At 61.5% G+C, this 24,919-nt stretch carries 13 protein-coding genes; 4 read left to right on the top strand and 9 right to left on the bottom strand.

Translation table 11 applies throughout. The annotated features are described in order from the left end of the window. Window positions 1–88: 88 nt before the first annotated feature. From pulA to IG627_RS01215, 4 genes are all read right to left on the bottom strand, one after another. Window positions 89–2,587, bottom strand: a complete 2,499-nt coding sequence (pulA, locus tag IG627_RS01230; protein ID WP_193189309.1) for a type I pullulanase — start codon at window positions 2,585–2,587, stop codon at window positions 89–91. 195 nt (window positions 2,588–2,782) lie between these two features. Next, the gene (locus IG627_RS01225) at window positions 2,783–5,332 is read right to left on the bottom strand and encodes an alpha amylase C-terminal domain-containing protein (RefSeq protein WP_193189308.1); all 2,550 of its coding nucleotides are present in this window, start codon (window positions 5,330–5,332) and stop codon (window positions 2,783–2,785) included. A 36-nt stretch (window positions 5,333–5,368) separates the two neighbouring features. Next, window positions 5,369–8,083, bottom strand: coding sequence for an alpha-amylase family glycosyl hydrolase (locus IG627_RS01220; RefSeq protein WP_193189307.1), 2,715 nt, complete (start codon window positions 8,081–8,083; stop codon window positions 5,369–5,371). Window positions 8,084–8,299: 216 nt separating this feature from the next. After that, window positions 8,300–9,961, bottom strand: a complete 1,662-nt coding sequence (locus IG627_RS01215) for an alpha-amylase family glycosyl hydrolase (protein ID WP_193189306.1) — start codon at window positions 9,959–9,961, stop codon at window positions 8,300–8,302. Window positions 9,962–10,113: 152 nt separating this feature from the next. Here IG627_RS01215 and IG627_RS01210 point away from each other — a divergent pair, with 152 nt between their 5' ends. The 3 genes from IG627_RS01210 to IG627_RS01200 all read left to right on the top strand — a co-directional run bounded on the left by IG627_RS01210 (window position 10,114) and on the right by IG627_RS01200 (window position 12,964). Beyond that, window positions 10,114–11,046: an alpha/beta hydrolase gene (locus IG627_RS01210; RefSeq protein ID WP_193189305.1), complete on the top strand. Its 933-nt coding sequence runs from the start codon at window positions 10,114–10,116 to the stop codon at window positions 11,044–11,046. A 103-nt stretch (window positions 11,047–11,149) separates the two neighbouring features. Then, on the top strand, window positions 11,150–11,971 hold the full coding sequence (locus IG627_RS01205) for a DUF3014 domain-containing protein (RefSeq protein ID WP_193189304.1): 822 nt from the start codon (window positions 11,150–11,152) through the stop codon (window positions 11,969–11,971). Between the two features lie 105 nt (window positions 11,972–12,076). Next, a complete protein-coding gene (locus tag IG627_RS01200) occupies window positions 12,077–12,964 on the top strand; it encodes a universal stress protein (RefSeq protein WP_193189303.1) in 888 nt (295 codons plus the stop codon). 122 nt (window positions 12,965–13,086) lie between these two features. Here IG627_RS01200 and IG627_RS01195 read toward each other — a convergent pair whose 3' ends face one another. The 5 genes from IG627_RS01195 to IG627_RS01175 all read right to left on the bottom strand — a co-directional run bounded on the left by IG627_RS01195 (window position 13,087) and on the right by IG627_RS01175 (window position 23,415). Then, on the bottom strand, window positions 13,087–14,595 hold the full coding sequence (locus IG627_RS01195) for a tryptophan halogenase family protein (protein ID WP_193189302.1): 1,509 nt from the start codon (window positions 14,593–14,595) through the stop codon (window positions 13,087–13,089). A 144-nt stretch (window positions 14,596–14,739) separates the two neighbouring features. Then, a complete protein-coding gene (locus IG627_RS01190) occupies window positions 14,740–17,562 on the bottom strand; it encodes a TonB-dependent receptor (RefSeq protein ID WP_193189301.1) in 2,823 nt (940 codons plus the stop codon). 174 nt (window positions 17,563–17,736) lie between these two features. After that, window positions 17,737–18,699 (bottom strand): glucokinase, encoded by a 963-nt coding sequence (gene glk, locus IG627_RS01185; RefSeq protein WP_193189300.1) that lies wholly within the window; start codon window positions 18,697–18,699, stop codon window positions 17,737–17,739. A gap of 220 nt (window positions 18,700–18,919) precedes the next feature. Continuing rightward, a complete protein-coding gene (locus IG627_RS01180) occupies window positions 18,920–20,497 on the bottom strand; it encodes a sodium:solute symporter family transporter (protein ID WP_193189299.1) in 1,578 nt (525 codons plus the stop codon). A gap of 92 nt (window positions 20,498–20,589) precedes the next feature. Beyond that, window positions 20,590–23,415 carry a glycosyl hydrolase gene (locus tag IG627_RS01175; RefSeq protein WP_193189298.1) on the bottom strand — a complete coding sequence of 942 codons (2,826 nt, stop codon included), beginning with the start codon at window positions 23,413–23,415 and terminating at the stop codon, window positions 20,590–20,592. A 255-nt stretch (window positions 23,416–23,670) separates the two neighbouring features. Between IG627_RS01175 and IG627_RS01170 the strand changes: the two genes are divergently transcribed. Next, a complete protein-coding gene (locus IG627_RS01170) occupies window positions 23,671–24,825 on the top strand; it encodes an AraC family transcriptional regulator (RefSeq protein WP_193189297.1) in 1,155 nt (384 codons plus the stop codon). Window positions 24,826–24,919 lie beyond the last annotated feature (94 nt).

Genomic DNA, 24,919 nt, shown 5'->3' with positions numbered 1-24,919 from the left:
GGCCATCCGCCGGTGGCCACGATAGATCTCGCTTCGCAGTACAGACTTATCGCGGCCATGGGCCGCTCCTACAAGGTTCGGCCCCACCTCAATCGCGGTAGAGCACGGTCACCGCGGTACCCTCGGCGACCACCGACCCGCTCACGACACGTCCATTCCCCGCCGCCGGATCCGACTTCTCCATCGCCACCTTCCAATCGCCGGCCGGCAAGCTATGGGTGTAATTGTCGGCGCTGTTGTAGATCACGATAATCTCGCTCCAGCTGTCCCCCACCGCCGCACCGTCGATACGATTCACCACCACGCCGTAGCGCGGGCGGCTGCTGGTCATATGCTGGTTGATGGCATCCCAGCTGGTCAGGCGGAAGGCCGGGTGGGCGCGGCGCAGTGCAATGGCATCCCGGTAGTAGGCAAAAACATCCGCGTTGTCGATCTTCCACTGCCAGTAGTACTGATTGATTGCGTCCGGTGACTGGTAGCTGTTGTGGTCCTCCTGCTTGTCGCGCATCAGTTCCACACCGCCGTGCAGGAAGGGAATCCCCTGGCTGGTGAGTACTATGCCGTTGGCAAACATCTGCATACGGCGCAGGTAGGGATCCCCCCGGTCGACACCGTTCAGGTCGGCCCACTGCAGTAGTTTGTCGCGCAGGCTGAGATTGTCGTGGGCGGAGACGTAATTGATGCTCTGCTCCGGGTCCATCGCAAACATCGGATCCCAGGTGTCGATCACTGCATCCTTGTCGTTTGCAAAGCGGATACCAGCACGGCTGCCCACTTCGATACGCCAGGTATCCGGGCTGTTGTTCATCGCGAAGCAGTCGCCGCTGTTACAGCCGCCGTTGTCGTTCTGGCCCTTGATGGCCTCGCGGAATTTCGGATTGAACACGCCCACGCGGGACTGATGAATACGACCGATGGTGCCGAGGCGCACCCGTTCGGATTCGCGCGGATCCGATGCATAGCCGTTCCAGGGCTCGCCGTAGATCAGCAGGTTTCTGTCCGGGAACTTGTCGTTCAGGTGGCTGGCCCAGTCCTCCACCTCGTCGTAATCGAAGATTCCGATCAGGTCGAAGCGGAAGCCGTCGATGTTGTATTCGTCCACCCAGTACTCGAGGGAGTCGCGAATCATGCGACTGACCATGGGCACATTGGCGTCGATGCTGTTGCCAGTGCCGGACAGGTCGGTGGGCGTGTAATAGCTGGTCGAGATCGGCTCAAACATCTCCTTCGAGTAGGTGTGGTTGTAGACCACATCCATGATCACGCGGATGCCCGCCTGGTGGAATTCGTCCACCATCTGCTTGAATTCGCGCACGCGGTTCTCGTAGTCGTAGGGCGTCTGCGAATAGCGCTCCTCCGGCACACTGTAGTTGCGCGGATCGTAGCCCCAGTTGTAACAGCTGCTATCGGCCAGATCGGGACAGGAACCGAAGTCGTAGGCCGGCATCAGCTGCACATGGGTCACCCCCAGTTCCTTCAGGTGATCGATACCGGTCGCGACGCCATTGAAACGAGTGCCGCCCTCCACCATACCGAGAAATTTGCCGCGCTTGTTCGCGCTGACGCCGGATTCCGGCGCTATGGTGAAATCGCGCACGTGCACTTCGTAAATAACCGCATCCTCGCGCTCGGCCAGTGCCGGTCGCGCCGACCAGCCGCCCGGCGGGTCGGTGCCGTCGGGATCCATGACGATATTGTTGTCGCTATTGGGTTCCGCCATTTTTCCGTAGGGGTCGCGCACCACCACGCCGTTGACGACGAAATAGTAGGGTTTCAGTTTCCAGTCGCCTGGCACGGTAACGGAATAGATATCGGTCATTCCGTTCGAATTGGGGACTTTGTTCAACGCATGGCTCTGCCCATCCAGCACCAGCTGCACCTCGCTGTGATCCGGCGACCAGAGCGAGAAGGTGGTTTCATTCACCGAATAGACGGCCCCCAGGCTCTGCACACCGCCGCAGTTCTGCGTGCAGCCCAGCGGCTCGAGGGAGTAGCCGAGGCTGGCATCGTCCACCGTGAGCAGGTGGTCGCCACTCACCGGGGTATAGATATCCGCACCCGTCTGCTCCAGGGTGCCATCGCTATTGTCGTCGCCGTAGTTCTGACTCCAGTCGCCCTGCACATCCAGCTTGAAGCGCTGGTTGGTCTGGCCATCAAAATTGACTTCGATCTGCCAGGTGTTGTCCGCCACCAGCGCCATGGCACTGGTGCCCCAGCCGTTGGCGGTACCGCGGAAATACAGACTGGGGAAATTACTGGCCATTCCGCCGCCGTCACAACTGGCCACCTCGCTGATCTGGATCGACTGGCTGTCGCTGTCAAAAAATATTTCGTAGCTTTTATTGCCGGTCACCGCGTAATCGGACGTCGGATAGGCCTGCTGCCAGTCACCGAATCGGTCGATCTTGAAGCGCGGACCGCCGCCGGCGTCGCCGCTGGCGAAGCTCTGGCAGGTTTTGTACTGGCTGCCGCCGACAAAATCCAGCGCCTCGGCACTCCAGTCGTTGGGGGTTCCGCGGAAATACCAGTCGGCGCTGGCATTGGCGCTGCACACTAGCAGCGCGCTGATCATTAGTTTTCTCTTCATCGCTCTTTCCAAATTATTTTTATAGGAATTTGTAGTTACTCTGTTTTGGGTCAAGCTGTTGTTCGCTCGTCATACCGGCGCAGGCCGGTATCCAGTTTGGTAGCACCGGGATTCCCGCCTGCGCCGGAATGACGACTGTACTCTGTAGGAGCGGCGGGGCGGCCATCCGCCGTTCCTACAGGGCAATACGAATAGTTACTGTGGGCTGATGCTGTAACTCATATCCTGGTCGTTGACGGTGACCCTGTATGAACCGGCAACTGCCGTGTAGATATCCGCACCACTCTGCTCCAGCAGGCCATCGCTGTTGTTATCACCGTAGTTCTCGCCCCAGTCGCCGTTGACGTCGAACTTGAAGCGCTGCTGTGCCTGGCCGTCGAACACCACGGTGATTTCCCAGGTGTGGTCCGCCACCAGTTGCATGGCGGAATTGCCCCAGCTATTTGGCGTGCCGCGGAAATTGAGGGAGGTGAGGTTCGACTGGTAACCGCTGCAGTCAGTGCAGCTCAGGCTGTAGGTCAGTGTCTGGTCGTTGACGCTTACCAGATAGGTGCCGCTGACCGCGGTGGAAATATCGCCGCCGCCGGATTCCAGGGTGCCGTCACCATTGCTGTCACCGTAGTCCTGACTCCAGTCACCGTGGACATCGAACTTGAAGCGCTGGCCGGCACTGCCGTCGAACACCACCGTCGCCTGCCAGATGTGATCCGCCACCAGGGTCATGGCCTGGGTGCCCCAGGCGTTGGGTGTGCCGCGGAAATTCAGCGAGGCAAAATTGGCCGCGTAGCCGGCGCCGGGGTCGGTGACGGTAATGGTGGCCGTGGCCGTATCCGTGAGGCCGTCGTTGTCGGTCACGGTGACTGTCTCGGTATAGGTGCCGGCGCTGACAAAGCTCAGCGATTTGCTGACACCGCTGCCGCCGCTGCTCCAGCTGTAGGACACGATACTGCCGTCGCTGTCACTGGAAGCGCTGGCGTCCAGGGTAAAGCTCTGGTCGATCTGCACCGATACGCTGGGCGGCGTGACCAACGCGCTCGGCGCCTGCTGTACAGGCCCGGTGGGTGTGAGGCTGTAGGTCATGCTCTGATCATTGACTTCCACCCGGTAGTCGCCGCTCACGGACGTGTAGATATCCGCTCCGGTCTGATCGAGAATTCCGTCGGCACCGTCGTCGCCGTAATTTTCACTCCAGTCCCCGTACACATCGAATTTGAAGCGCTGGTCCGCCTGGCCGTCGAAGGTCACCGCAATCTGCCAGGTGTGGTCGGCGACCAGCTCCATGGCGCCCGCCGCCCAGTCGTTGGCGGTGCCGCGGAAGTTCAGCTGCGGCAGATTCTGCGCGACGCACTCGCTGCAGGGCGTCGCTATGGCGCCGCCGTGAATGGCCGCCGCGGCATTGGCGCCGACATTGAAGGTGGCGTAGCCGCTGCCGTCGACGGTAATCGTCTGGCCGCTGCAGGCGTCGTCACCGGCGAGCACATTGCAGTAGTCGCCGGCGGGCAGGCCCGTGTACAGCGTCTGGCTGAGACTGCCGCCCTCGTTGTTAATCACCACAAAGCCCCTGTTGCCGCGGCCGAAGGCGATCTGGTTGTTGCCGTTGTCCCACCAGTTGGCCATGGCCGCGCCGTCGACGTAATTACGGAAGCCGACCATATTGGCGATATTGCCCCAGCGGTGCTGGCACACCCACTCGCCGTTATCGCAGTCCTGTGGACCGCTGGCGGGCGGGCCTATATCGGTGTCGGTGAAGCTGTAGCCGGACATTACCTTCGGGTAGCCGTAAGGGTGCGCGAGCATAAACACATTGGCGAGATTGTATTTGGCCCCGTCCTTGTAGGTCAGGTTGCCGCCGCCACCGTGGCCGCGCTCGCGATCGTGGTTGTCGACGAAGTGGACCGACTTGTCCGACGGCAGCAGCCCCCAGGACTCACCGATAGTGGCGAGATTTTTGATCTGGCCGTTGAAGTTGCTGGCCAGGTCGTTGCCGTACTTGAACTCGGTGACATGGCCCAGGTAGGTGTAATTCCCCGGCTGGATCTCCGCCGCCTCGCCGGCCGCGCCGATGACTTCAGAGAAGACCCAGGGGTTACCGGCCTTGCTGAGAATGGCCTGCAGGTCTCCGGGCGACATATGCTTGACCGCATCTATGCGGAAGCCGTCCATCCCCAGGCCCTCCAGCTTGTTGAAGTAGGCCGCCAGTGTGTCCTGCACATAGCCGGAGCCGGTATTCAGATCCGGCAGCCCGCTGAGTCGACAGCTCCACACATGGTTGGCATCGCCGTAGTTACTGATGGTGCAGTTGGAATGGTAGTCCTGCGGCGAGAATTCCGGGTGATTGGTCACAGTCCAGGGCGTACCACCCCAGCCGGTGCCGCCCTGGTCCCAGGCGGCGGTGTGGTTGATCACCATATCCGCATAGACTTTCACCCCGACGGCGTGGCAGCGCTGGATCATGCTCGCCAGCTCCGCCTCGGTGCCGCTGCGGCTGCTCAGGTTGGTATAGGTAACCGGCTGATAGCGCGCCCACCAGGTGTCCAGGCTGATGTGTTCCTGCGGTGGGGATATCTGTACCGCATCGAAGCCCTTGGGACCGAGAAAGTTTTCGCACTCGCTGGCGATATCGTTCCAGCGCCACTCGAACAGGTGCACAAAGGCGGTACCGGCACTGGCATTGCCGGCGGAGAGTGCACCCAGTGCGAGACCCGCACCGGTGAGCCAGCTTCTGAGTCGCTGTGGTTTTTTCATTGCAGTTTCCCTTTCTCTCTTTGTTATTTTGTGGCGCTAGCGCAGATAGGCGCCGTCCGTACCGATCTTTCCCGAACCGTTCAGCACATAGATACCAGCCGAGTAGGCCTTGACGGTGAAAGTGAGGCTGCCGTTGTTTACCTGCAGCTGCGCACCGGTCACCACATCGGTGTAGCTGCCGTTGGGAACACCGGAAACGGAGATACCCTGATCACTTCCGGCGGCGAGCCCCACCACCGCATAGGAATTGCCACTCGAATCATTGCGCACGAAACTCATACCCGCGCCCCACTCGCTGACTTTTTCCATCTGCCCTTTCTGTAGTGCCGGTACTGCATGCCGTATCTGGTTCAGGCGCTGGATATGGCGGTACAGGTTGTGGCTCTGGGTGGTGGCCAGGTCGTCCAGGTGCGGGCCGAAGTAGGCGCGGCCGGTCTGGTCGATGGTGTCGTTGGCGGAGTGGATATCCTGGCCGAGACCGGCCTGGAACATGATTTCCTCGCCGTAGTAGAGCGTCGGAATACCGCGAATGGTCCACAGCAGGTTGTAGGCCAGGGCGGCATCCTGCTCGGCGCCGCCGAAGCGGTATTTGAAATCGTTGTCCGGGCCCACGTCGTGGTTCTGGAAGAAGGTCACCAGCTCGGTGGGATCGGCGTAGGTCCAGTCCATATCCAGCGCGCCCTTGACGCCGCCGAAGCTGCCGCGGGTGACGTTGTCGCGGAAGGTGGAGAAGAGCGGGAAGTCGATCACCGCCAGGTCCGAATCCCCCTGGGGGTTGGACGGGTCGGCACCGGTGCGCGTAAACCACCAGGGGCGGATGACCGCAGAGGCATTGTCGTTGCCCAGTTCGGAGCCGAAACCGAGACCGAACACCAGCGCCTCGCCGAACACGAACAGATCCGGCTTGTGCGCCTGCCACTCGTGCACATAGCTCAGCAACTCGTCGCGCTCCACGTGTTTGACCGTGTCCACGCGGATGGCGTCCACGCCCATATCCAGATACTGCTTGATGGCGCCGTTGATATAGTCTTTGACGTTCTGGTTGCCGGTGGCCAGGTCGATGGTGTCGCCGGCCATATGTTTGTTCTGCAGTGCGGTGGGATTTTCCCAGTCGCCGCCTGCCATAAAGCCGTCCAGGTGGTACCAGGCGGGATCCAGGTTGCCGGCGTCTATGCCGAAGAAGCGGTTGGGGTCGTAACCGGCCAGCGGCACAGTGACGCCGGTCTTCGGATCCACCAGCGGCTCTGTGCCGTCGGGGTCGGATGTGTGGCGATCGCGAAACCACTGCGGCGCCAGCGGATTGTCGTTGTCATCGCGGAATGTGCTCTGGTAATCGCCCAGGTTGTCGAAATAGGGATTGTTGCTGATCATGCCCTGGCTGCTGCCCTCGGGCACGTAGTATTTGATCGGCAGGTGGTCTATCCACACCTGGTCGCGGATGCCGTACTGGCTGGAGTGATTGACCACCACATCCTGAATTACTTTCAGGCCCCTGGCGTGCGCCGCGTCGATAAAATCCTGGTAGGTCGCGCCGGGGGATTCCAGGCGCGGGTCGACCCTGGTCCAGTCGTAGGCGTGGTAACCGTGGTAATCGAGACCGCTGCGGTTTTCCACCGGCGGCGTTATCCAGATGGCGCTGAAGCCCAGATCCACAATGTAATCGAGCTTCTCGATCAGCCCCTTGAAGTCGCCGCGCCAGTGGGGGTCGCCGGGCATGATACGGTCACGGTTGTAGTAGTTGTTGCTCTGGTCACCGTCATAGAAACGCGCGGTGAGCAGGAAGTAGATGGTCTCGGAGCGGAAGTCGCTGCCTTCGCCGACCGGCGGGGGCGGCGGCGGTGTACCGACCGCAGTCGCGGTAATGTCATGGCTGTCGGCGTCGAAGCAGATCTCGTAATCGGTATTGGCATTTACCGAATAGTCGGCGGTCGGGTAGCTCTCAACCCAGTCGCCGTGGTGGTCGATCTTGAAACGCGGACCGCCGCCGGCGTCGCCGCTGGCGAAACTCTGCTCGGTGCAGAAGTTGATGCCGTCGCTGCTGCTCATCTCAGTCGCGGCCCAGCCGTTGGCGGTGCCGCGGAAATACCAGCTGTCTGTGCCACCGCCATTGCTCTCGCCAACCAGTTCATAACTCAGGTCGCTGTCGTCGACCCGCAGCAGGTAAGTGCCGGAAACACTCGCAGGGATATCCCCACCGCCCGCCTCCAGCACGCCGTCGCCGTTGTTGTCGCCGTAGTCCTGGCTCCAGTCGCCGTAGAGATCCAGCTTGTAGCGCTGATCCGGCTGACCGTCGAAGGCCACAGTCAGCTCCCAGATATTGTCCGCCACCAGCTGCATGGACGAGCTGCCCCAGCCGTTGGGCGTGCCGCGGAAATACAGTGACGGGAAGTTGCTGGCAAAGCCGCCGCTGCCGCCGTCGCAACTGGCCACTTCGCTGACGGAAATACTGTGGCTGCCGCTGTCGAAGGTGATCTCGTAGCTCTTGTTGCCGGTAACGGCGAAATCGGCAGCCGGGTAACTCTCTGCCCAGTCGGCGTAGCGGTCTATCTTGAAGCGCGGATCGCCACCGCTGGCGAAGCTCTGGCAGGTGGTGTATTCGGTACCGCCAGCAGATTCGAGCGCGGTGGCACTCCAGTTGTTGGGGGTTCCGCGGAAAAACCATTCCGCCGCGGCGCCGCTCGAGTAGCCGGCAATCAACAGGCAGGGAACGGCAAGCAGCCGGGACCGGCCGCCGAACAGGGACTCTCTCATCGCTATGTACCGTATTAATTATTATTGAATTAAATTTTTATGGGCCGAACGGCACGGTACTGCTGTGTCTTCGGCTGAATACAACCGCTGATCACACAGCTTATGAAAGCCAGACTTTGGGGCACATCCTCCCCAAAAGGGGGCGTAGCGGAGAAATGCGACAGGGGGCACAAAATCCCCGCTACCGGAATAGCGGGGTTGTGCTCTCGAGAGGGTTCAGTGGTTGTCGCTGGTCCGGGCCAGCAGCAGCAGGTCGAAGGCGGTATCGAAGCTGACCGCGCCGTCTGCAACCCGGGCCACAGTGCCGGAGTAGTGGTCCTTCAGCAGAGTGCCGTCGGTAAACAGGCCGTGCACGGACAGGGATTTCTCGCCAGTACCGGTACCAATGGCCACCAGTACCCGCTCGTCATCATCCAGCGTCCGCGCAAAGGTATAGGGCTTGTCCTGCAGTTTCCGGTGCACCCCGGCCCCCACCGCCGGATGCGCGCGGCGGAACTGTCCCAGCTTCTGCCAGTGCGCCAGCAGCGCGCGGGTTTCGCCTTTCTCCAGGTCGCTCCAGTTCATCGGACTGCGCAGTTGGGCATCGCCCTCGGCGGCGTTATCCGTAAGCGGACGGGCCAGTTCGTCACCGTAGTAGATCTGTGCGGCACCCGGAGCCAGCATCAGCGTGAGCGCCGCATCCCACGCATTCTTGCGCTCGCGATCGTAAGAGTTCATATCGTCGTGGGAGGTCAGGTAGTTGAGCACCCCCACGCCGTCTAGGTCTCCACCGTGCAGCATATCGGAATAGCGGGAGAAAACAGGCTCCATGTTTTCCCGCTTGACCCGCGGCGCCATATCGAAATTGATCAGGCTGTCGAAGCCGTAGTCGAAGAAGTCCACCTTGCGATCGCCGAAGTCGTAGTCGCGCCCGCCGGCAATACCATAGCCGTAGACTTCCCCCACCATATAAAAACCGCGGTCGTCGAGTTTCCGGTCCGGGTTGCGCGCCTTCCAGTCCGCCAGGGCGAGGCTCGCCTCCTCTTTGAGTGCCCGCCAGACTTCCGGCTCCACATGCTTGACCGTATCCACACGGAAACCGTCCACGCCGTATTCGCGCACCCAGTCGGTGGCCCACTTCACCAGGTAGTATTTGGGCGCGCGCGGGTAACCGGTGCGCTCGAAAAACGCATCCAGTTCTGCCCGCTCCTGCTGCAGGCGCCCTTCCCGCTGCCACTTCTCGAGCAGTTGCGGCGGCAGTGCCACCGCCTCATCGCGCTCGGTGCGAATATCCGGCAGATTGTCGACCAGCATGCAGCTAACGGTTCCGGCAAAGCCGGACCAGTCGCATACCGATTCGGTGCGATTCCATTCCGACGGCCAGGGTGAGTCCTTATCGGTCACCGGGCCGATATGGTTGACGATGACGTCCAGCAGCACGCGAATGCCGCGCCGGTGGGCCGTCTCCACCAGCTCCGCCAGCAGCGCCTCGCTGCCAAAATTGCGGTCCACCGCCGTCCAGTCCCTGGGCCAGTAACCGTGGTAGGCGTAGGTGCGGCCGGTACCCTCGTCGGTGGCGCCGTGAATCTGTTCGTAAAAGGGGGACATCCACAATACATCCACGCCCAGCCTGTCGAAGTAGCCCTCGTTCAGCCTGTCGAGTACACCCTGCAGATCACCGCCGTGGAAACCGCGCAGCCGGTCCGCATCGTCCGCGCGCCCGTAGGCCAGGTCGTTGCCCGGGTCGCCGTTGTGGAAGCGGTCCGGCAGCAGGAAGTAGACAGTGGCACCGCGCCAGAAGGGGTCGCTCCCCGCTCGCTCGACTTTCTCGGGCGCACTGCAGGCCGGCAGCGCGCCACCCAGGCACAGCGCCATGCACAGGCTGGCGAATCTTTTCATTATTTTCTCTCGGTCTCATCGATCGCACTTTGATCAGGTTACTCTAATGACGCTGGGAAATCCCGCATCCTCCCGCTCGGGGGGCGTAGGCACGCATGCTTTGGCCGCGCCTAATATGTACATTCCCGCAACCGATAGCAGAGGAAGCCGGCATGAACAGAAAAATAATTCCAGCCAGATGCAGTAACGGACAACAGACTCCCGGATACCAGCGCTGGCGGCGCACCCTCGGCGGCCTGCTCGCCGGATTCCTGGCCGCCCTGCTCGTAGCCTGCGACTCCAGCGACACCGACACCGTCGCCTCCACGGCGCAGGAGAACGTCAGCACCCAGCCACCGCTGACCATCGAAACCCTGCAGCGCGAGCGCCATGTGCGCATCTACCTGCCGCCGTCCTATGCAGATTCCGACCGGCGCTACCCGGTACTCTATATGCACGACGGCCAGAATCTGTTCGATGACGCCACCTCCTTTGTGGGCGAATGGGGAGTGGACGAGACACTGAATGCACTGGCGGAATCTCACGGCCTGGAGCTGATCGTGGTCGGCATAGACCACGGCGGCGACCACCGTATGACCGAGCTGAATCCCTTCGATAATGACAGGTTCGGCAAGGGCCAGGGCGACGCCTACCTGGACTTCGTCGTCGGGCAGCTGAAACCGCGGGTCGATCGCGACTACCGCACCCTGCCGGACAGGGACAACACAGCCATCATGGGCAGCTCCATGGGAGGCCTCATCTCCCACTACGCCATCGGCCGCCACCCGCAGGTATTCAGCAAGGCCGGCATCTTCTCACCCGCCTACTGGGTCGGCCCGCAGATCTTTTCCCGTGCCGAACAGAAACTGCCCGCAGACACCCGCCTCTACCTGTTGATGGGCGGTCGCGAAGGTGAGGACATGGTGGGCAACTTCGAGCAGATGGGTAAGCTGCTGGCCCGCCGCCACCCGACAGAGGGCTGGCGCGCGAAGCTGGTTGAAAGCGGTGAGCACAACGAGGGCTTCTGGCGCAGCGAGCTGGCGGAGGCAATCCTGTGGCTGTTCGACCCCGGCGAAAGTTTTGCGACCCGCCCCGGCGCAGAGTAATGTAGCGGCTGAGGTTTACGAGAGGCACCGCACCCGTTCCGGCGTGAAACCGCCGGCGTCCGCAGGGGTCCAATGACCATACCGCAGCTACAGGAGGCAGGGAATGTCGGATCACCAGTCGAATCAGGGTTGGATCATAGGCCTGGTCGTCGTCGCCGCACTGGCGGCGGGGGCCTACTGGTTTCTGTCCGGGAAAAAGGCCGAGGCCCCGCCCTCGGCAGTGGTGGAAGAACCCGAGCCCACACCCGAACCCATGCCTGAAATCGAGGCACCGCCTCCCCCGGAGCCGGCACCCGCTCCCGAGCCAGAGAAGGGCCCTCCCCCACCGCTGAATGAAAGCGACGAAACCGCCTACAAGGAGCTGCTGAGCCTGGCCCCGGATGGCGCCCTGGCGCAGTGGCTGGTACCGGACGAGGTGGTGCGCAAATGGGTGGCCGCGGTCAACGCCGGCTCCCGCGGCGAGCTGATTCACAAACACCGTCCGCTGAAAACCATCAAGGGCCCGATCCTGGTCGCCGAGGAGGGCGCTACCGGCATGCGCCTGTCCGCAGACAACTACCACCGCTACGACCAGCCGGTGCGCCTCTTCGCAATGATGGACACAGGCACGGCGGTGGAGATCTACCGCTACTGGTACCCGCGCCTGGCCCAGGCCTACGGCGAACTGGGTATCCGCAACAAGAATTTCCACCAGGAAGTACTGGAGGCCATAGACCAGGTACTGGCGGCGCCGCAGGTCGACGAGCCCATCCAACTGGTGCGCCCGTCTGTCTATTACAAATTTGCCGATCCCAAGCTGGAGAAGCTGCCCGGGCTGCACAAGCTGATGATCCGCATGGGGCCGGACAACGCGGCGCGGGTAAAGGAAAAACTGCAAGAACTGAAAACGGAACTGGAGCAGATTCCGCTGCAACAATCCGACTAGGCTTGTGTTAATCTCCACCCCGAGCCGGCCGCTGCCGGCCGAGGGGTATGCGCGGCCGACGCGGCACGGAAAAACAGGGAAACCTTTTCCAGCCGAGGAGAGACAATGCAAGCCGAGCAGAAAAGCATCTTTATCGTCGTAGACCCCAACGACGACCAGCAGGTAGCGCTGGAACGCGCCCTCACCACCGCCAAACTGCGCACTCCCCAACCAAAACTGGTCATTTTCGTCGCTGTCGACGGCGAGGCAGTGGACACCCGCGCAACCAACGATCACCTTTTCCGCGACGAGTCCTGGTTCAGGGAACAGATCCGCAAGCCGGTGGAAGACGCGGGGCTGGAGTGCGAACTGCTGGTGTGCTGGTCCAGCGACTGGCAGGGTGCCATTATCCAGGAATCCAAGCGCTACAACGCCGAGATGGTCTACCTGCCGGTCCACGCCACGTCCAGCCGCCGTTTCACTTTCGCCGAATCCAAGTGGCAGGTATTGAAGAGCGCCAGGTGCCCGGTGGTACTCATCCGTCCCGGGGCCAAGGACAGACGCAAGGTGGTGCTGGCCACGGTCAACTACCAGGCCCAGACCAACCAGCAGCGCCAGCTCAACCGCCAGATCACCGAGCGCGCCAACTATATCGCCAACGTCTACGGCGCCGAGCTGCACCTGGTCAACGCCTTCCTCGACTCCATGCTCTACCCGGACCGCGGCGCCCTGGCCAAGCTGGCGGACAAGACCGGCGTGCCCACCAGCCGCATCCACGTCAAGCGGGGTTATACCAACGAAGTGGTGGCCGAGGTGGCAAAGGACATAGATGCGGATCTGGTGGTAATGGGCACCCTCAACCAGTACGGCGAAACCGGCTCGCTGCTGCGCGGCAATACCGCGGAGCGGGTGATAGGGTCACTGGATGTGGATGTGATGGTGTGTAACGAATTTACCAGTACCGAAGCACCAAAGGCACAAGCCGACATCGGAACCGAGGACGCCCTGAGTTAATTGCCTACCCTGGCAGTATCAGGATATTAGAAGAAAGTCCGACAAAAACCGCGGCCTGTCGCCGCGGTTTTTTATTGCCCGAAAAAACTTAGCCCCGACGGGTTTCAAGATATCCACCGTGGTTACTGCCGCAGCGATTCAAGCTGCTCCAGGTGCGGCCTGAAGTTCAGCGCACAGCGGCGGATAAACTCGCGCAACTCGTCAACATTGTATTGATGGGCCATCTCGTTGCCCGGACGCAGTTGCTCCTGTGCCGGGTAAATCCCCTTGCCGGTCAGCAGGCAGTTCCAGGACACGTTGGGGAAATAGACATCCAGCTTCTGGTCCAGCAATTCATCGGTAATATTCTTGCCGGCCATCCAGGCCATCAGGATAGAGCGCAGCGACGGGGATATTTTCTCGTTGCTGCCATTTGCGATCCAGTAATCGGTGTCCGTGCGCGAGGTGATGCGGTAGTGGCAGACAATATAATCGCGCACCGCATCGAAGCGGGCACTGATGCGATCATTGAATTCACTGCGGAATTTATCGGTGTGGTTGCCGTTGTTGTAGGCCTCGATAAAGCGCACCACCGTTTCCTGCACCATATCAAGTGCCGTCGCTTCCAGCGGCTCGATAAAGCCCTGTGACAGCCCCACCGCCAGGCAATTTTTGGCCCAGTGCTGTTCGACGCGTCCTACCTTGAACTTCAGGCGGCGCGCCTCGACATCGCTGTCGAGCAGCCCCAGGTACTGGCGAAACTCTGTCTCGGCCTTGTCATCGTCGACAAAGCCGGAACTGTACACATAGCCGTTGCCGTTGCGATTGGTCAGTGGAATCTTCCAGGCCCAGCCGTATTTCAGCGCAGTGGAAATGGTGTGCGGTCCGAAGTCGCCCTCCTGCTCCGTCGGGAACACCACTGCGGAATCATTGAACAGGCTCTCGGCACAGCTCTGGAAAGGCACTTTAAGGACCTGCTGGATCAGCTGGCCGCGGAAACCGGAACAGTCCACATAGAGGTCGGCCTTTAACGTCTCGCCCTCGGCGGTTTTGAGGCAGTCGATATTGCCCTGCGGATCCAGCAGCGCGTCCGTCACTTTGGCGGTCTTGTATTTAACGCCCTTCTTCGCCGCGGTGCGCGCGAGGAATTTGCCCAGCAGGCCGGAATCGAAGTGGTAGCCGTAGGCGATTTCAAACGGGAAGTTTTCCGGCGTGACCGGCGCCAGTTTCTGTTTGATCAGTTCGGTGGCGAGGAAGAAGTGATCCGGGTGTCCTTCCAGGTCGATACCCTTGCGGCGCAGGAAGCTGTTGTGGAAAAAAGCGGGTACCGTGAACTGGTCCGGCTGCGCCAGGAAGGGGTGGACATACTGGGTAAAGCCCGGCTTGGTGGACCAGTCCCGAAAAGTAATGCCGACCTTGTAGGTGGCATTACACTCCGGCATCCACTCGGACTCCTCGACACCGATGGTATCCATAAAGCCCTTGAGTGGCGGCGTGGAGCCCTCGCCGACACCGATAATGCCGATATCCGGCGATTCCACCAGGGTGATATCGAAACCCTTGTCCTGCCAGTTGGTGGCCATCAGGTTGGCAGTAATCCAACCGGCGGTGCCACCGCCGAGGATGATGATGCTTTTCTTATCGTTATTCATGGTACCTCTTCAATGTCTGCAGGCCCGCGCTATGGCCAGCCTGGAAGTTTCGGGGCCAGAAAACAAAAACCGCCCGGCAAGCCAGGCTCGACGGGCGGTTCCCTGTGAGACCCCGGGGGTAGTCCCCGGGAAAACCACTGACGCTTAATACTTGTAGTTCACACCCAGGTAATACTGGCGGCCGAACTCGGTGTACTCGCCGAAGGCGTTGTCGACTCCATATTCGACAACGTCACCTTCGTCGGTCAGGTTATTGGCCGAGAAGACCACATCGATACCGTTGTTGAAGGCGTAGGATACCTGCGCATCAACCGTAGTGTACTCCTGGGCCATGACCGGGGTGGAGCTGCCCGGAATCGGCATATTCAGGATGAACTCATCGCGGTAGCGCACGTTCACGTGAGAGCTGAAGTTACCGATATCCCAGAAGACAGTGGTGCTCCACACATTCTCGGACAGGCCCGGCAGCGGCAGGTTCTGGCCGTACAGATTGCCCCCGGTCACTTCGGTTTCACTCTCGGTGTAGGAGTAGCTGGCGGTCAGACCCAGGCCGGCAAAGACTCCCGGCAGTTGATCGAAGGTCTTGGTGCCGGCCAGTTCGATACCGCGGATGTAGCCGCCCTTGTCATTGTTGACGAAGGTTTCGAAGGCGCCGGCAACATCGCCTTCCGGAATATCGATACCCAGCTCATTGAACAGCGCGGTTCTGTCCGCCTGTGAATCGAGATAGATGTACTGCTTCTCCACCAGGCTCTCGATGTCTTTCCAGAACAGCGCCGCGGTTACCGCACCGCCGTCCTCGAAGTAGTGCTCGTAGGCCAGGTCGATCTGGTTGGCGCGGAACGGATCCAGGTAGGGAGAACCTTTGGTCCAGACGTTGTACTCGTTGGTGCCAGTGGTGTTCCAGGAACCGGCACCACCTTTCAACTGGCCGACCGGCGGGCGCCCCATGACCTTGGCTGCGGCGAAGCGGATGTAATCCTGCTCGGTCAGCTCGAAGTTCAGGTTCAGGGACGGCAGGGTATCGGTGTACTCGGGACCGTAGGTCACGTGGTCGTAGTTGTTGCGGGTAACGCCCACGTCATCGGTGATTTCAATACCGTTGCCGTCGCCAACATTCTGTACGCCGCTGGATTTCACGTCGGTATCGACCACGCGCACACCGAAGTTACCGGTGACCGGGATACTGCCCAGCTGGGTGTCGATATTGGCCATCAGGTAGTAGGCAAACACCTCTTCGGTGACAGCGCCGGATTCGACGAAAGTCCAGTCCTGGCTGAATACCTTTTTACCCGCGTAGTTGCCCGCGCCGAAGATGCTTGTCGCCAGGGCATCCATATCGGTGATCACCAGATGATCCGGTGCGCCGGAGACCGACTCGACTTTGACAAAGCCATCCAGCTCCTGCGGCATGCAGTCGATGCTGGACAGGTTGTCGGCACAGTAACCGTTGTACTGACCATCGCGGCTGCCGTACAGGAAGGCGCCGCGATCGGAATCGAAGGTGCGCTCGGAACTGCGGAAACCCGCTTCGATGGAGGCAATAGCACCCCACTCGAGATCGAACTTGTAATCCACCTTGAAGGATTCCACTTCATCGGTGTACTTGTGCGGGTATTCCTCGTAGCGCGACAGGCGCATGGTGTCCAGGTCGGTAAAGTCCACACCGCTGAAGTTTGCGCTGGGGAATTCTTCGCCGTTCAGCGCGTAAGTCAGCTCCTGGCCAGTTGCTTCCTGCCAGGCGACCAGGTTGCCGCTGCCATCGGTGGTCAGGTCGTAGGCGTGCATGGACACAATCTGGTCCTTGCGGGTCTTGGTGCCTTCGCTGGTGGAGTAGTCGAATACGATGGTATTGCGATCGTCGATATTCCACTCGAGGTTGAGGCCGAGGCTGTCGGTGTCCGCCTGGGTGGACTGGTCCTCGGTGCGCGCCTCAAACCAGGGGCTGGTAGCGGTGGGATCGCCGATGCCCACGGTTGCACTGCTCTCGACACCGCCGCTGACGCTGGCATTGCTGGAGTCGATGCGGGTGAGGCCGCTGGCGGTAATACCGTGGCGAGTGTCCTCGCGCTCGAAGTCGGACTTGAAGTAGTCCAACTGCGCTTTCAGGTTATCGGTGGGCTGGAAAACCACACTGGCCAGGTAGCCATTGCGTGTATCGGTACCGTTGCCGGCCTGCCACTGGAAGGCCTGCGGGCGGTAGTTGCCGTCGGCGCCCTCGACATATCCGTTCAGGTCATCGGCACCGGCACGGGCCTTGTTAAAGCTGTTCGGCTGCTCCAGATTGGAGTAACCCAGCGCAACGCCCAGCTTGTCGTCCATAAACTTGCCCATATAGGACATGGTCACGCGCTGGCCGAACTCGTCCGCGCCGACGGCGTCGGCGCCGTCGTTGTAGGACATACGCACATTGGCATTGAAGTTGTGCGGATTGGCGGCATCCAGCGGGTTGGCGGTCTTCAGCTCTACGGAGCCGGCAACACCGCCCTCGATCAGGGAAGCCTTGGGCGACTTGTATACCGCAGCCTGGCTGATCAGCTCGGCCGGGTACTGGTCGAAGGAAATCCAGCGGGTGCTCTCGGTGTAACCGGCGGTGGAAGCCTGCTCGCGACCGTTCAGGGTGGTCTGCAGGAAGTCGCCGTTCATGCCGCGAATGTTCAGCTGCGAGGACTGGCCATTGGAGCGCACGGTGGTCACGCCCGGCAGGCGGCCCAGGGCGTCGGCGATGGACTGGTCCGGCAGGGAACCCAGCGCGCCGGCGTCGACCACGTCGGCGACTACATCGGCATTGCGCTTGGCTTCAAGGGAATCCAGCACACTGGTGCGAATGCCGGTAACGGTAACCTCTTCCAGCGCCTCCTGGCTCTCCTGCGCATAGACCCCAAAAGAGGCCGTCACAGAGGCCGCGACAGCCGCTGACAGCAAAGTCGGCCGAAAGGCCCCTTTGCTTTTGTTGGATAGACTCATCATCTTCTCCCTGGATTTATCGTTATGGTGAGACCTTGCATCCTAGGCCTGCCCGATATCCGTAACATCCTCCCCCGAGGGGGGAGGAGGTGGGAGAATCCGTGACGCCCGCGACAGGGGCGCCTAAAAACACCGTAACTCTTTGATTTATTTAAGCTTTGGCATTTGCCGACTTCAGTCTTCCAGGTGCGCGGCGGCGCCGATCAGGGCCTGGTAGCCGGCGTTGAGGGCGTAGAGGGGGACAGTTGCCATCCACTGCTCCACCCTGCCCTTGTTCAGGAAGCGCTGCTCGAAGTCACTCTCCGGCAGCAGCTCGGCGATTCGGGGCAGTATACCACCACCGAGGAATACGCCGCCGCGGGCGCCCAGGTAGAGGGCTGCATCGCCGGCGGCGCTGCCGAGGAAGTTGAGGAAATCCAGCAGCGTCTCCCGGCACAGGGGGTCCGAATTGTCCAGGCCGCGGGCGCTGACGTCCGGTGGCGTCAGCTCCTCGGGCTGGCGACCGTTCAGTGCGCACACGGCGCGATAGAGGTTGACCAGGCCGCTGCCGGACAGCACCCACTCGTTGAACACCGGCTGGCGGGACTGCATCAGTATCTGCAGCAGTTGCAGCTCGCGCTCGGTGGAAGCGGCCAGGTTGGCGTGGCCGCCCTCGCCGGCCAGCACATGATAGTGACCGTTGTCCACGCCGAGACCGGCCACGCCCAGGCCGGTGCCGGGCCCCAATACCACCATGGCCGCGCCCGACGCCCGCGGCTGGTCCCGCAGCACCTGGTAGTCGTCCCCGGTCAGCCGCGGCAGCGACAGCGCCAGGGCGGCGAAATCGTTGATCAGCTCCAGTTGCGTGAAGCCGAATTCCTGCTGCAGGGGTTCGGTGGTGATGGTCCAGCCCAGGTTGGTCATATAGACGCGGCTGCCGCTGTCGGTCTTTTCCAGTGGCCCGGCCGCGGCGATACAGGCCCTCTGCGGGCGCGGCTGCTCCAGTTCCTCCAGCCAGTGGCGCAGTGCCGCGTCGAAACCGCCGAAGCGCCTGCAGTCGACCACTTTCAGCGACTCCAGCTGGTAGCCTCCCGCCACTGGTTTGGCTATGGCAAAACGGGCATTGGTGCCGCCGATATCCGCTACGATACTTGTCATCTTTATCCCTGTTCCAGACCCCAAAAAACGGCGGTATAAGGTACGGTGTCGGGCAAAATAAAACCAGCCCCCCAGCCCCATAACGGGACCGCGATATAGCCTCCACCCCCGCGCCCAGAGGAGGACAGGGCGCCACTACCGCGATCCTGGCACTAAAAAAGCCGGCGCTGAGGCCGGCTGGGAAAGAGGGGGCAAACCCTGGGATTGCCCGGAAGAAGCCCTACCACCAGGTGGCGTAGAGGGCTGCCAGTACCAGGGTGACCCCCAGCGCGGCCAGGTTGAAGCCCTGGCTGGTGGAGAAATTGATTTCACGCAGGGCCACTGCACCTCCGGCGCTGCTCACCAGCAACCGGCCCCGCCCCTGCAGCAGGGACACCGCCACCGCCAGGCCGGTGCAGCAGAGGAACACCAGACCCACCCGATCGATAAACGGCAGCTCCGGCCACCACAGCTTGAGCCCCAGCGACAGCAGCGCCGAGGCGATGGCAGCGGCCAGTGCGGAGTTGGCGGTGGCGCGGGGCCAGAAGACGCCGAGCACGAAGAGCACCACAATGCCCGGCGTGAAGAAGCCGGTGAACTCCTGGATATACTGGAAGGCCTGCTCGAACTGCCCCAGTAAAGGCTGGGCGCAGAGCATCGCCAGCAGCAGGGACACCAGGCTGGCGACCCGGCCCACGGTCACATAGTGGCGCTCGCTCTGCTGCGGTTGGTAGCGGGCGTAGATATCCATGGTAAAGATGGTGGCGATGCTGTTGGTCATGGACGCCAGCGACGACACTATAGCCGCCACCAGGGCCGCGAACACCAGCCCCTTGAAGCCCACCGGCATCAGGTTCATCAGCTGCGGATAGGCCTGGTCCGGGCGTTCCAGATCCGGGATCAGCACGACCGCGGCAATACCCGGCAGCACGACGATGATCGGCATCAGCAGTTTCAGGTAGGCGGCGAAGGCAATGCCCTTCTGCCCCTCCTCCAGGCTCTTCGCTGCCAGCGCGCGCTGCACTATGTACTGGTTGAAGCCCCAGTAGGAGAAATTCATCACCCACATACCGCCAACCAAAACGGAGAGTCCCGGCAGGCTGGCGTAGTGCGGATTGTCTTTCGCCAGGATCATGTCGAATTTTTCCGGCGCCTGGCGCGTGAGTTCGACAAAGCCCGCAATGGGGCCATTGCCATTGGCGATCAGGTCCAGGGCCAGGTAGGACAGCAGCAGGCCGCCGAACACCAGCAGCACTACCTGGATAATATCGGTCAGTGCCACCGCCTTGAGGCCGCCGTAGAGGGAATAGGCCGCGGAGAAGAGCCCGAGGAACAGCAGGCCGAACAACAGCTCGACGCCGGCGATGGCATTGATCGCCAGCGCACCCAGCCACAGCACCGCGGTCAAATTCACGAAGGTGTAGACGCCCAGCCAGAAGATCGCCAGCACCACTTTAACCCGGTGGTCGTAACGCTGCTCGAGGAACTGCGGCATGGTAAAGATTTTCTTGCGCACGAATACCGGCAGGAAATATTTACCGACCAAAATGAGCGTGATGGCCGCCATCCACTCGTAGGAGGCGATCGCCAGACCCAATGCATAGCCGGAACCGGACATACCGATGATCTGCTCGGCGGATATATTGGCCGCAATCAGCGAGGCCCCCACCGCCCACCAGGGCAGGCCCTTGCCGGCCAGGAAATAGTCCTGGGTATTTTTCTGGTGACCGGATTTCTCCCGCGAGACCAGGATGCCGATGGTCACCAGGGCGGCCACGTAGACGGCGAAGATCAGAATATCGATTGCTGCTAACTGCATTTCTCTCACCAGGTTTTTATAATTTTTGAGATATCTTAATAACGACGGTCGTCACCCCGGCGCAGGCCGGAGTGACGACTCTTTAGGGTTGTTTATATTTTTACGATACGGAACCAGTTGATATTCCAGCCGCCCTGCTCCGCAAAAATCCCCAGCTGGTAATTGCCCGCCGGCAGCTGCACCGTGTGCTGCACCGTGGTCCAGTTCTGCCAGCCGCCGGTCACCGGAATATCCACCTGGCCCAGCAATACCTGGCCCGCGTCCTTGTCCAGGGACAGGCGGCCGCCGGCTGATTCGCTGGCCACGCGGTACTCGATGCGGTAGTTGCCGGTCTCGGGAATCTGCACATTGGCATAGGCCAGCCAGTCGCCCGCATCGATCCAGCCCACATTCAGGCCGCCGCCGCTGTCCGTTGTGGCTTCTGTCTGCACACCGGCCATAGCGGTGTAGTCTTCGGCCTGGATGGTCAGATCGAATGCCGGCGGCGGTGGCTCGCTGCCGGAGCCGTTGACCGACATCTGCCCGGCGGGGACGGAAAAGCTGGTGCCGTCGGAGAAATTGACCGTGCGCGCAGTGGCGCCGAAGTTGTAGGCCAAGTAGGTCTTCTGGCCATTGTTGTCGAAGGCCAGCGCCGCCGGGTAGTCGGCACTCAGGCTGCCATTGCCGCTGGCCAGGTGACCCAGGTTTTTGTAGGTGTGAATCCAGTGGTAGGTGTGCGCCCTGGTCTCTCCCTGTTCCGGGGTGTAATTGAAATTCATCGTATTGAAGTCGGCCACTGCGGCGGCGCCGTCGGTCATGGCCCAGATATTCCACCAGACATCGCGCCAGTGGTCGGCGGGCAGGCCCGAGGGTTTGCCGTTGCTGGATTCACCGCTCATGCCCAGCGCCACATAGTCCTGCAGGTAATCCGGCTGCTGGCCGATATGCAGCACCAGTGGGCTCAGCGGCAGTCCCTGGATACCGAGAATATGCGCGTAGGCACCGCTGAACCAGGTGGAGAACACATGGCCGTTGCCCCAGATAATCGAGGTGGTCATGCGCGTATAGTCGGGCAGGAAGTTGTCGTAGTCGCCGCCGAGGCCGCGGTAGCGATCGATATTGTTCCAGTACTCCCAGTAGGCCGCGGTGGAGGAAGCGTGCAGGTAGATGCCGCGGTCCACCAGCGCCTCGTCGCCGGTAATCAGGCCGTACAGGATGATGGCGCCGTAGGCGTTGGCCGCCTCGGAGGTAGATTCATTGTTGTTGCCGAGCACGAAATTGGCGTGGCCCGAGGCCCAGGAAAAGCCGTTGGCCGGATCGAAATTGCGCAGGTAGGGGAACATGCTGTCGTTGCGACCGCCGGCGTAATCGCGGATCAGCAGTTCCACCATCGGCCCCCAGACGGAGGGTGAGCACCAGCCTGGATCCACGCGGCAGATCTCCGCCGCCGCGCGCACGAAATAACCGTAGTGGAAGTGGTGGTCGTTCAGCTGCTGCTGGGCGCCGAAGGATTCGTCGAAGCCGAGCAGCGTGTTCCAGTTGTCGTCGTAGACGAAGTACTTGTTGATATCCAGCGAGCCGCTGGTGTTCGCGCGGAACCAGTCCTCCAGCTCCGCCTTCAGCCAGTTGAGCAGCTGGTCCGCCTGGGCGCTCATGCCATTGCTGCGCGCTATGGCCGCCAGCTCCGCCACCTTGCCGTAATTCTTGCCGGACCAGTAGGTATCGGTGTGGGTGTTCCAGTTGCCGCCATCGATAAATTCCTGCACCAGCTGCTGCAATTGGTTCTGGTCGTAGTCGCCGATGCCCTCGGGGAAATAGGGCAGCAGGCCGACAAACGGCAGCTGGTAGCTGAACTGGCTGGTGGCCGCAAACTGCACCACGCCGCGGGCGCTGCGCGCCTTGTAGCCGGTGAGCGGCTGGGCGGAATTCTTCCACTGCAGCGGCATCAGGCCGGCGAGGGTATTCACCGGCGTGCCCTGGTAGCGGTACTGGTGGGAGACGGTCACCGAGTTGTCGCTGCGCTCAACCGAGTAATCGATAAAGACTTCATCTACCGACTGTTGCGCATACTGGGCAAAGGTCTGGATGGTGCCGGCACCGGTATCCGGCAACCAGGCGACGGTGAGGGTGCTGCTGCCGCTGACGGTAATTTCCGAGCCGCTGGCATTGTTGAACTGGGTGCTGCCATCGCCGACGGCGAGGAAGTGGTTGCGCACGCTGGCCACATCGGTCCAGACACCGAGACTGTTGCCGTCGCTGTAGAAGGTCCCCTTCTCCGGTCCGTCACCGGCCTTGGTGCGCAGCACCAGCTGTCCCTGCAGCGCGGTGAAATACACATAGGGCGAACCGTAGACGAAGGTCGCCTCCATCACCGGGGTGGCGCCGCTGCGCCACTGCACGGTGACAGAGCCATCGCTGTAATCCTTCAGGTAGGCGTCCATGTCGGCGTGGGCCGAGTTGCCCACCGCGATACCGTCGAACACCTCGCTGAAGGGGTCGGGAATCGGGTAGCTGCTCTCGATGCCCGCGGTGCGGATGCCGGCGGGGATCGACAGGAGTCGCGCGCCGCGGTTGCTGATACGCGCGGTGACCGGGTCCGGGGTGATATAGGCCGCGTCCGCGGAATCGCCCACGGTCATCTCACCGAGGAAGGATACCGAGCCCCACCAGCGGTGGGTCATGGTGGGCTTCTGGCTGGCCGGCGCCACCAGCTGCGGGTAGCGCGGCGTCGGTGCGCCAATCGGGTTGCAGGAGCTGACGCCCGGTTCCACCACCCCCGCGTTGTGAATCCAGGTGCCGTGATCGACCACACAGCCGTAGCCGGCCGGGTTGATGGTGTCGCTGATATTGCCGGCGCCATGGCTGGAAAAGTCCGCCTGTGCGAGAGGCGCCGCTGACAGGGCCATGCCCAGCCAGAAGGTTTTGCTGAGAAGTTTCATCGCTGATTCCGCCTGAGTATTTATCGTTTTTGGGGACTACTCAGGAAGGCATCATCCCGCCGGGGGCCGGGGGCGTCGCCCCACTTTGTCGTCTCGCGCAAAGTGGGGCGCAATGCAGGGCCAAGTACGGCGCTAGACGGGGCGTATCACTTTGTCGCCATCAAACAGGGACAGCCGTTGTGGCCGCCCACCGGGGCGCTTTCGGGTATACTCAGCGGCCATAACTCCTATAAAAAATGCTGTACCGGTGCGCTGATGAAAGACTACATCTTCAATGTTCACGACGTGGTTCTGTTGATGACCGCGGCGGAGTGCCTGCTGCTGTCGATCTTCCAGCAGGTGCTGCCGATCCGCGCACGCAATTACGGCCTGCTGCTGACCGCCTTCCTGCTGATAGTGGCAACCGCCTCCGCCTGTACCCTGGTCATGTGGAACGACCAGTTCCAGGTGGCGCCGCTGTTCGGCCAGACACTGCTGCCCTATTTGCTCTTCGGCGCCCTGATGCTGAAGGGACCGGCCATCTACCTCTATGTGTCTGCCCTTACCCAGCAGAACCTGCGCCTGCAGCGACACCACGCGCTGCACCTGGTCCCGGCGCTGCTACTGGTGCTCTACCTGTTCATCTTCGACCTCAGCAGCGACGACCTGCGTCGCATCGCCATCGCCGGCCAGGGCTTCCCGGAAAGCGCTGTGGACCTGGTGTGGGATATATCCACCGCGGTGCCGCTGGCCTATGCGCTGGCGGCGGTGCTGTCGCTGCGCCGCTACCGGGGCGAGCTGGAAGACGAGTACTCGCATTTCTCCACCACCGAACTGCACTGGCTGAATATTCTCACCTACGGCGTACTGATCAGCTGGGGCTGGACCCTGGCGGTACACGTGCTGGCCAAGTACTCGTCGGTGGAGACCGCCGACCTGCTCGGTATCGCCGACAACTATGTCACCTTTATCCTGATCAACGCCTTCTTCGCCTACAGCCTCAGCTACGCCCACCAGCTGCTGGTCACCCGCCCCTCGAGCAGCCGCGAATCGGCCCCGGGTGAACCCTCGGACAGCGCCATCACCAAGGTGCGCCAGGCGATGGAAGTGGAGAAACTCTACCTGAAAAAAAACCTGAACCTGGAACAGTTTTCCGGCCGCATCGAATTGCCGGCAAAAGAGGTCTCAGCGGTGATCAACAAACACTTCGGCACCAACTTCTTCGAATTTATCAATTCCTACCGGGTGGAGGAGGCCAAGGCACTGCTGGCGGATGCGGGCAGGGCGGATATGACCGTCCTGGATGTATTGATGGAATCCGGTTTCAACAGCAAGTCGGCGTTTCACCGGTTTTTCAGCAGGTTGGTGGGTATGTCGCCTACCGAGTACCGTAGGCAGGCGCTGAACAAGAAAGAAGTGGCCTCTGTGTAGCAGCGGCCCATGACCGCGATCTGACTCGATGCACGCACCGAATTCTGATCGCGGACATGGATCGCACCAATTGTGGACTGTGGCCCAGGCCCGG

The organism is Microbulbifer taiwanensis, from assembly GCF_014904815.1.
Taxonomy (GTDB): domain Bacteria; phylum Pseudomonadota; class Gammaproteobacteria; order Pseudomonadales; family Cellvibrionaceae; genus Microbulbifer; species Microbulbifer taiwanensis.
The sequence above is the reverse complement of the archived record's forward strand: the minus strand, read 5'-3'. Positions and strand labels throughout refer to the sequence as shown.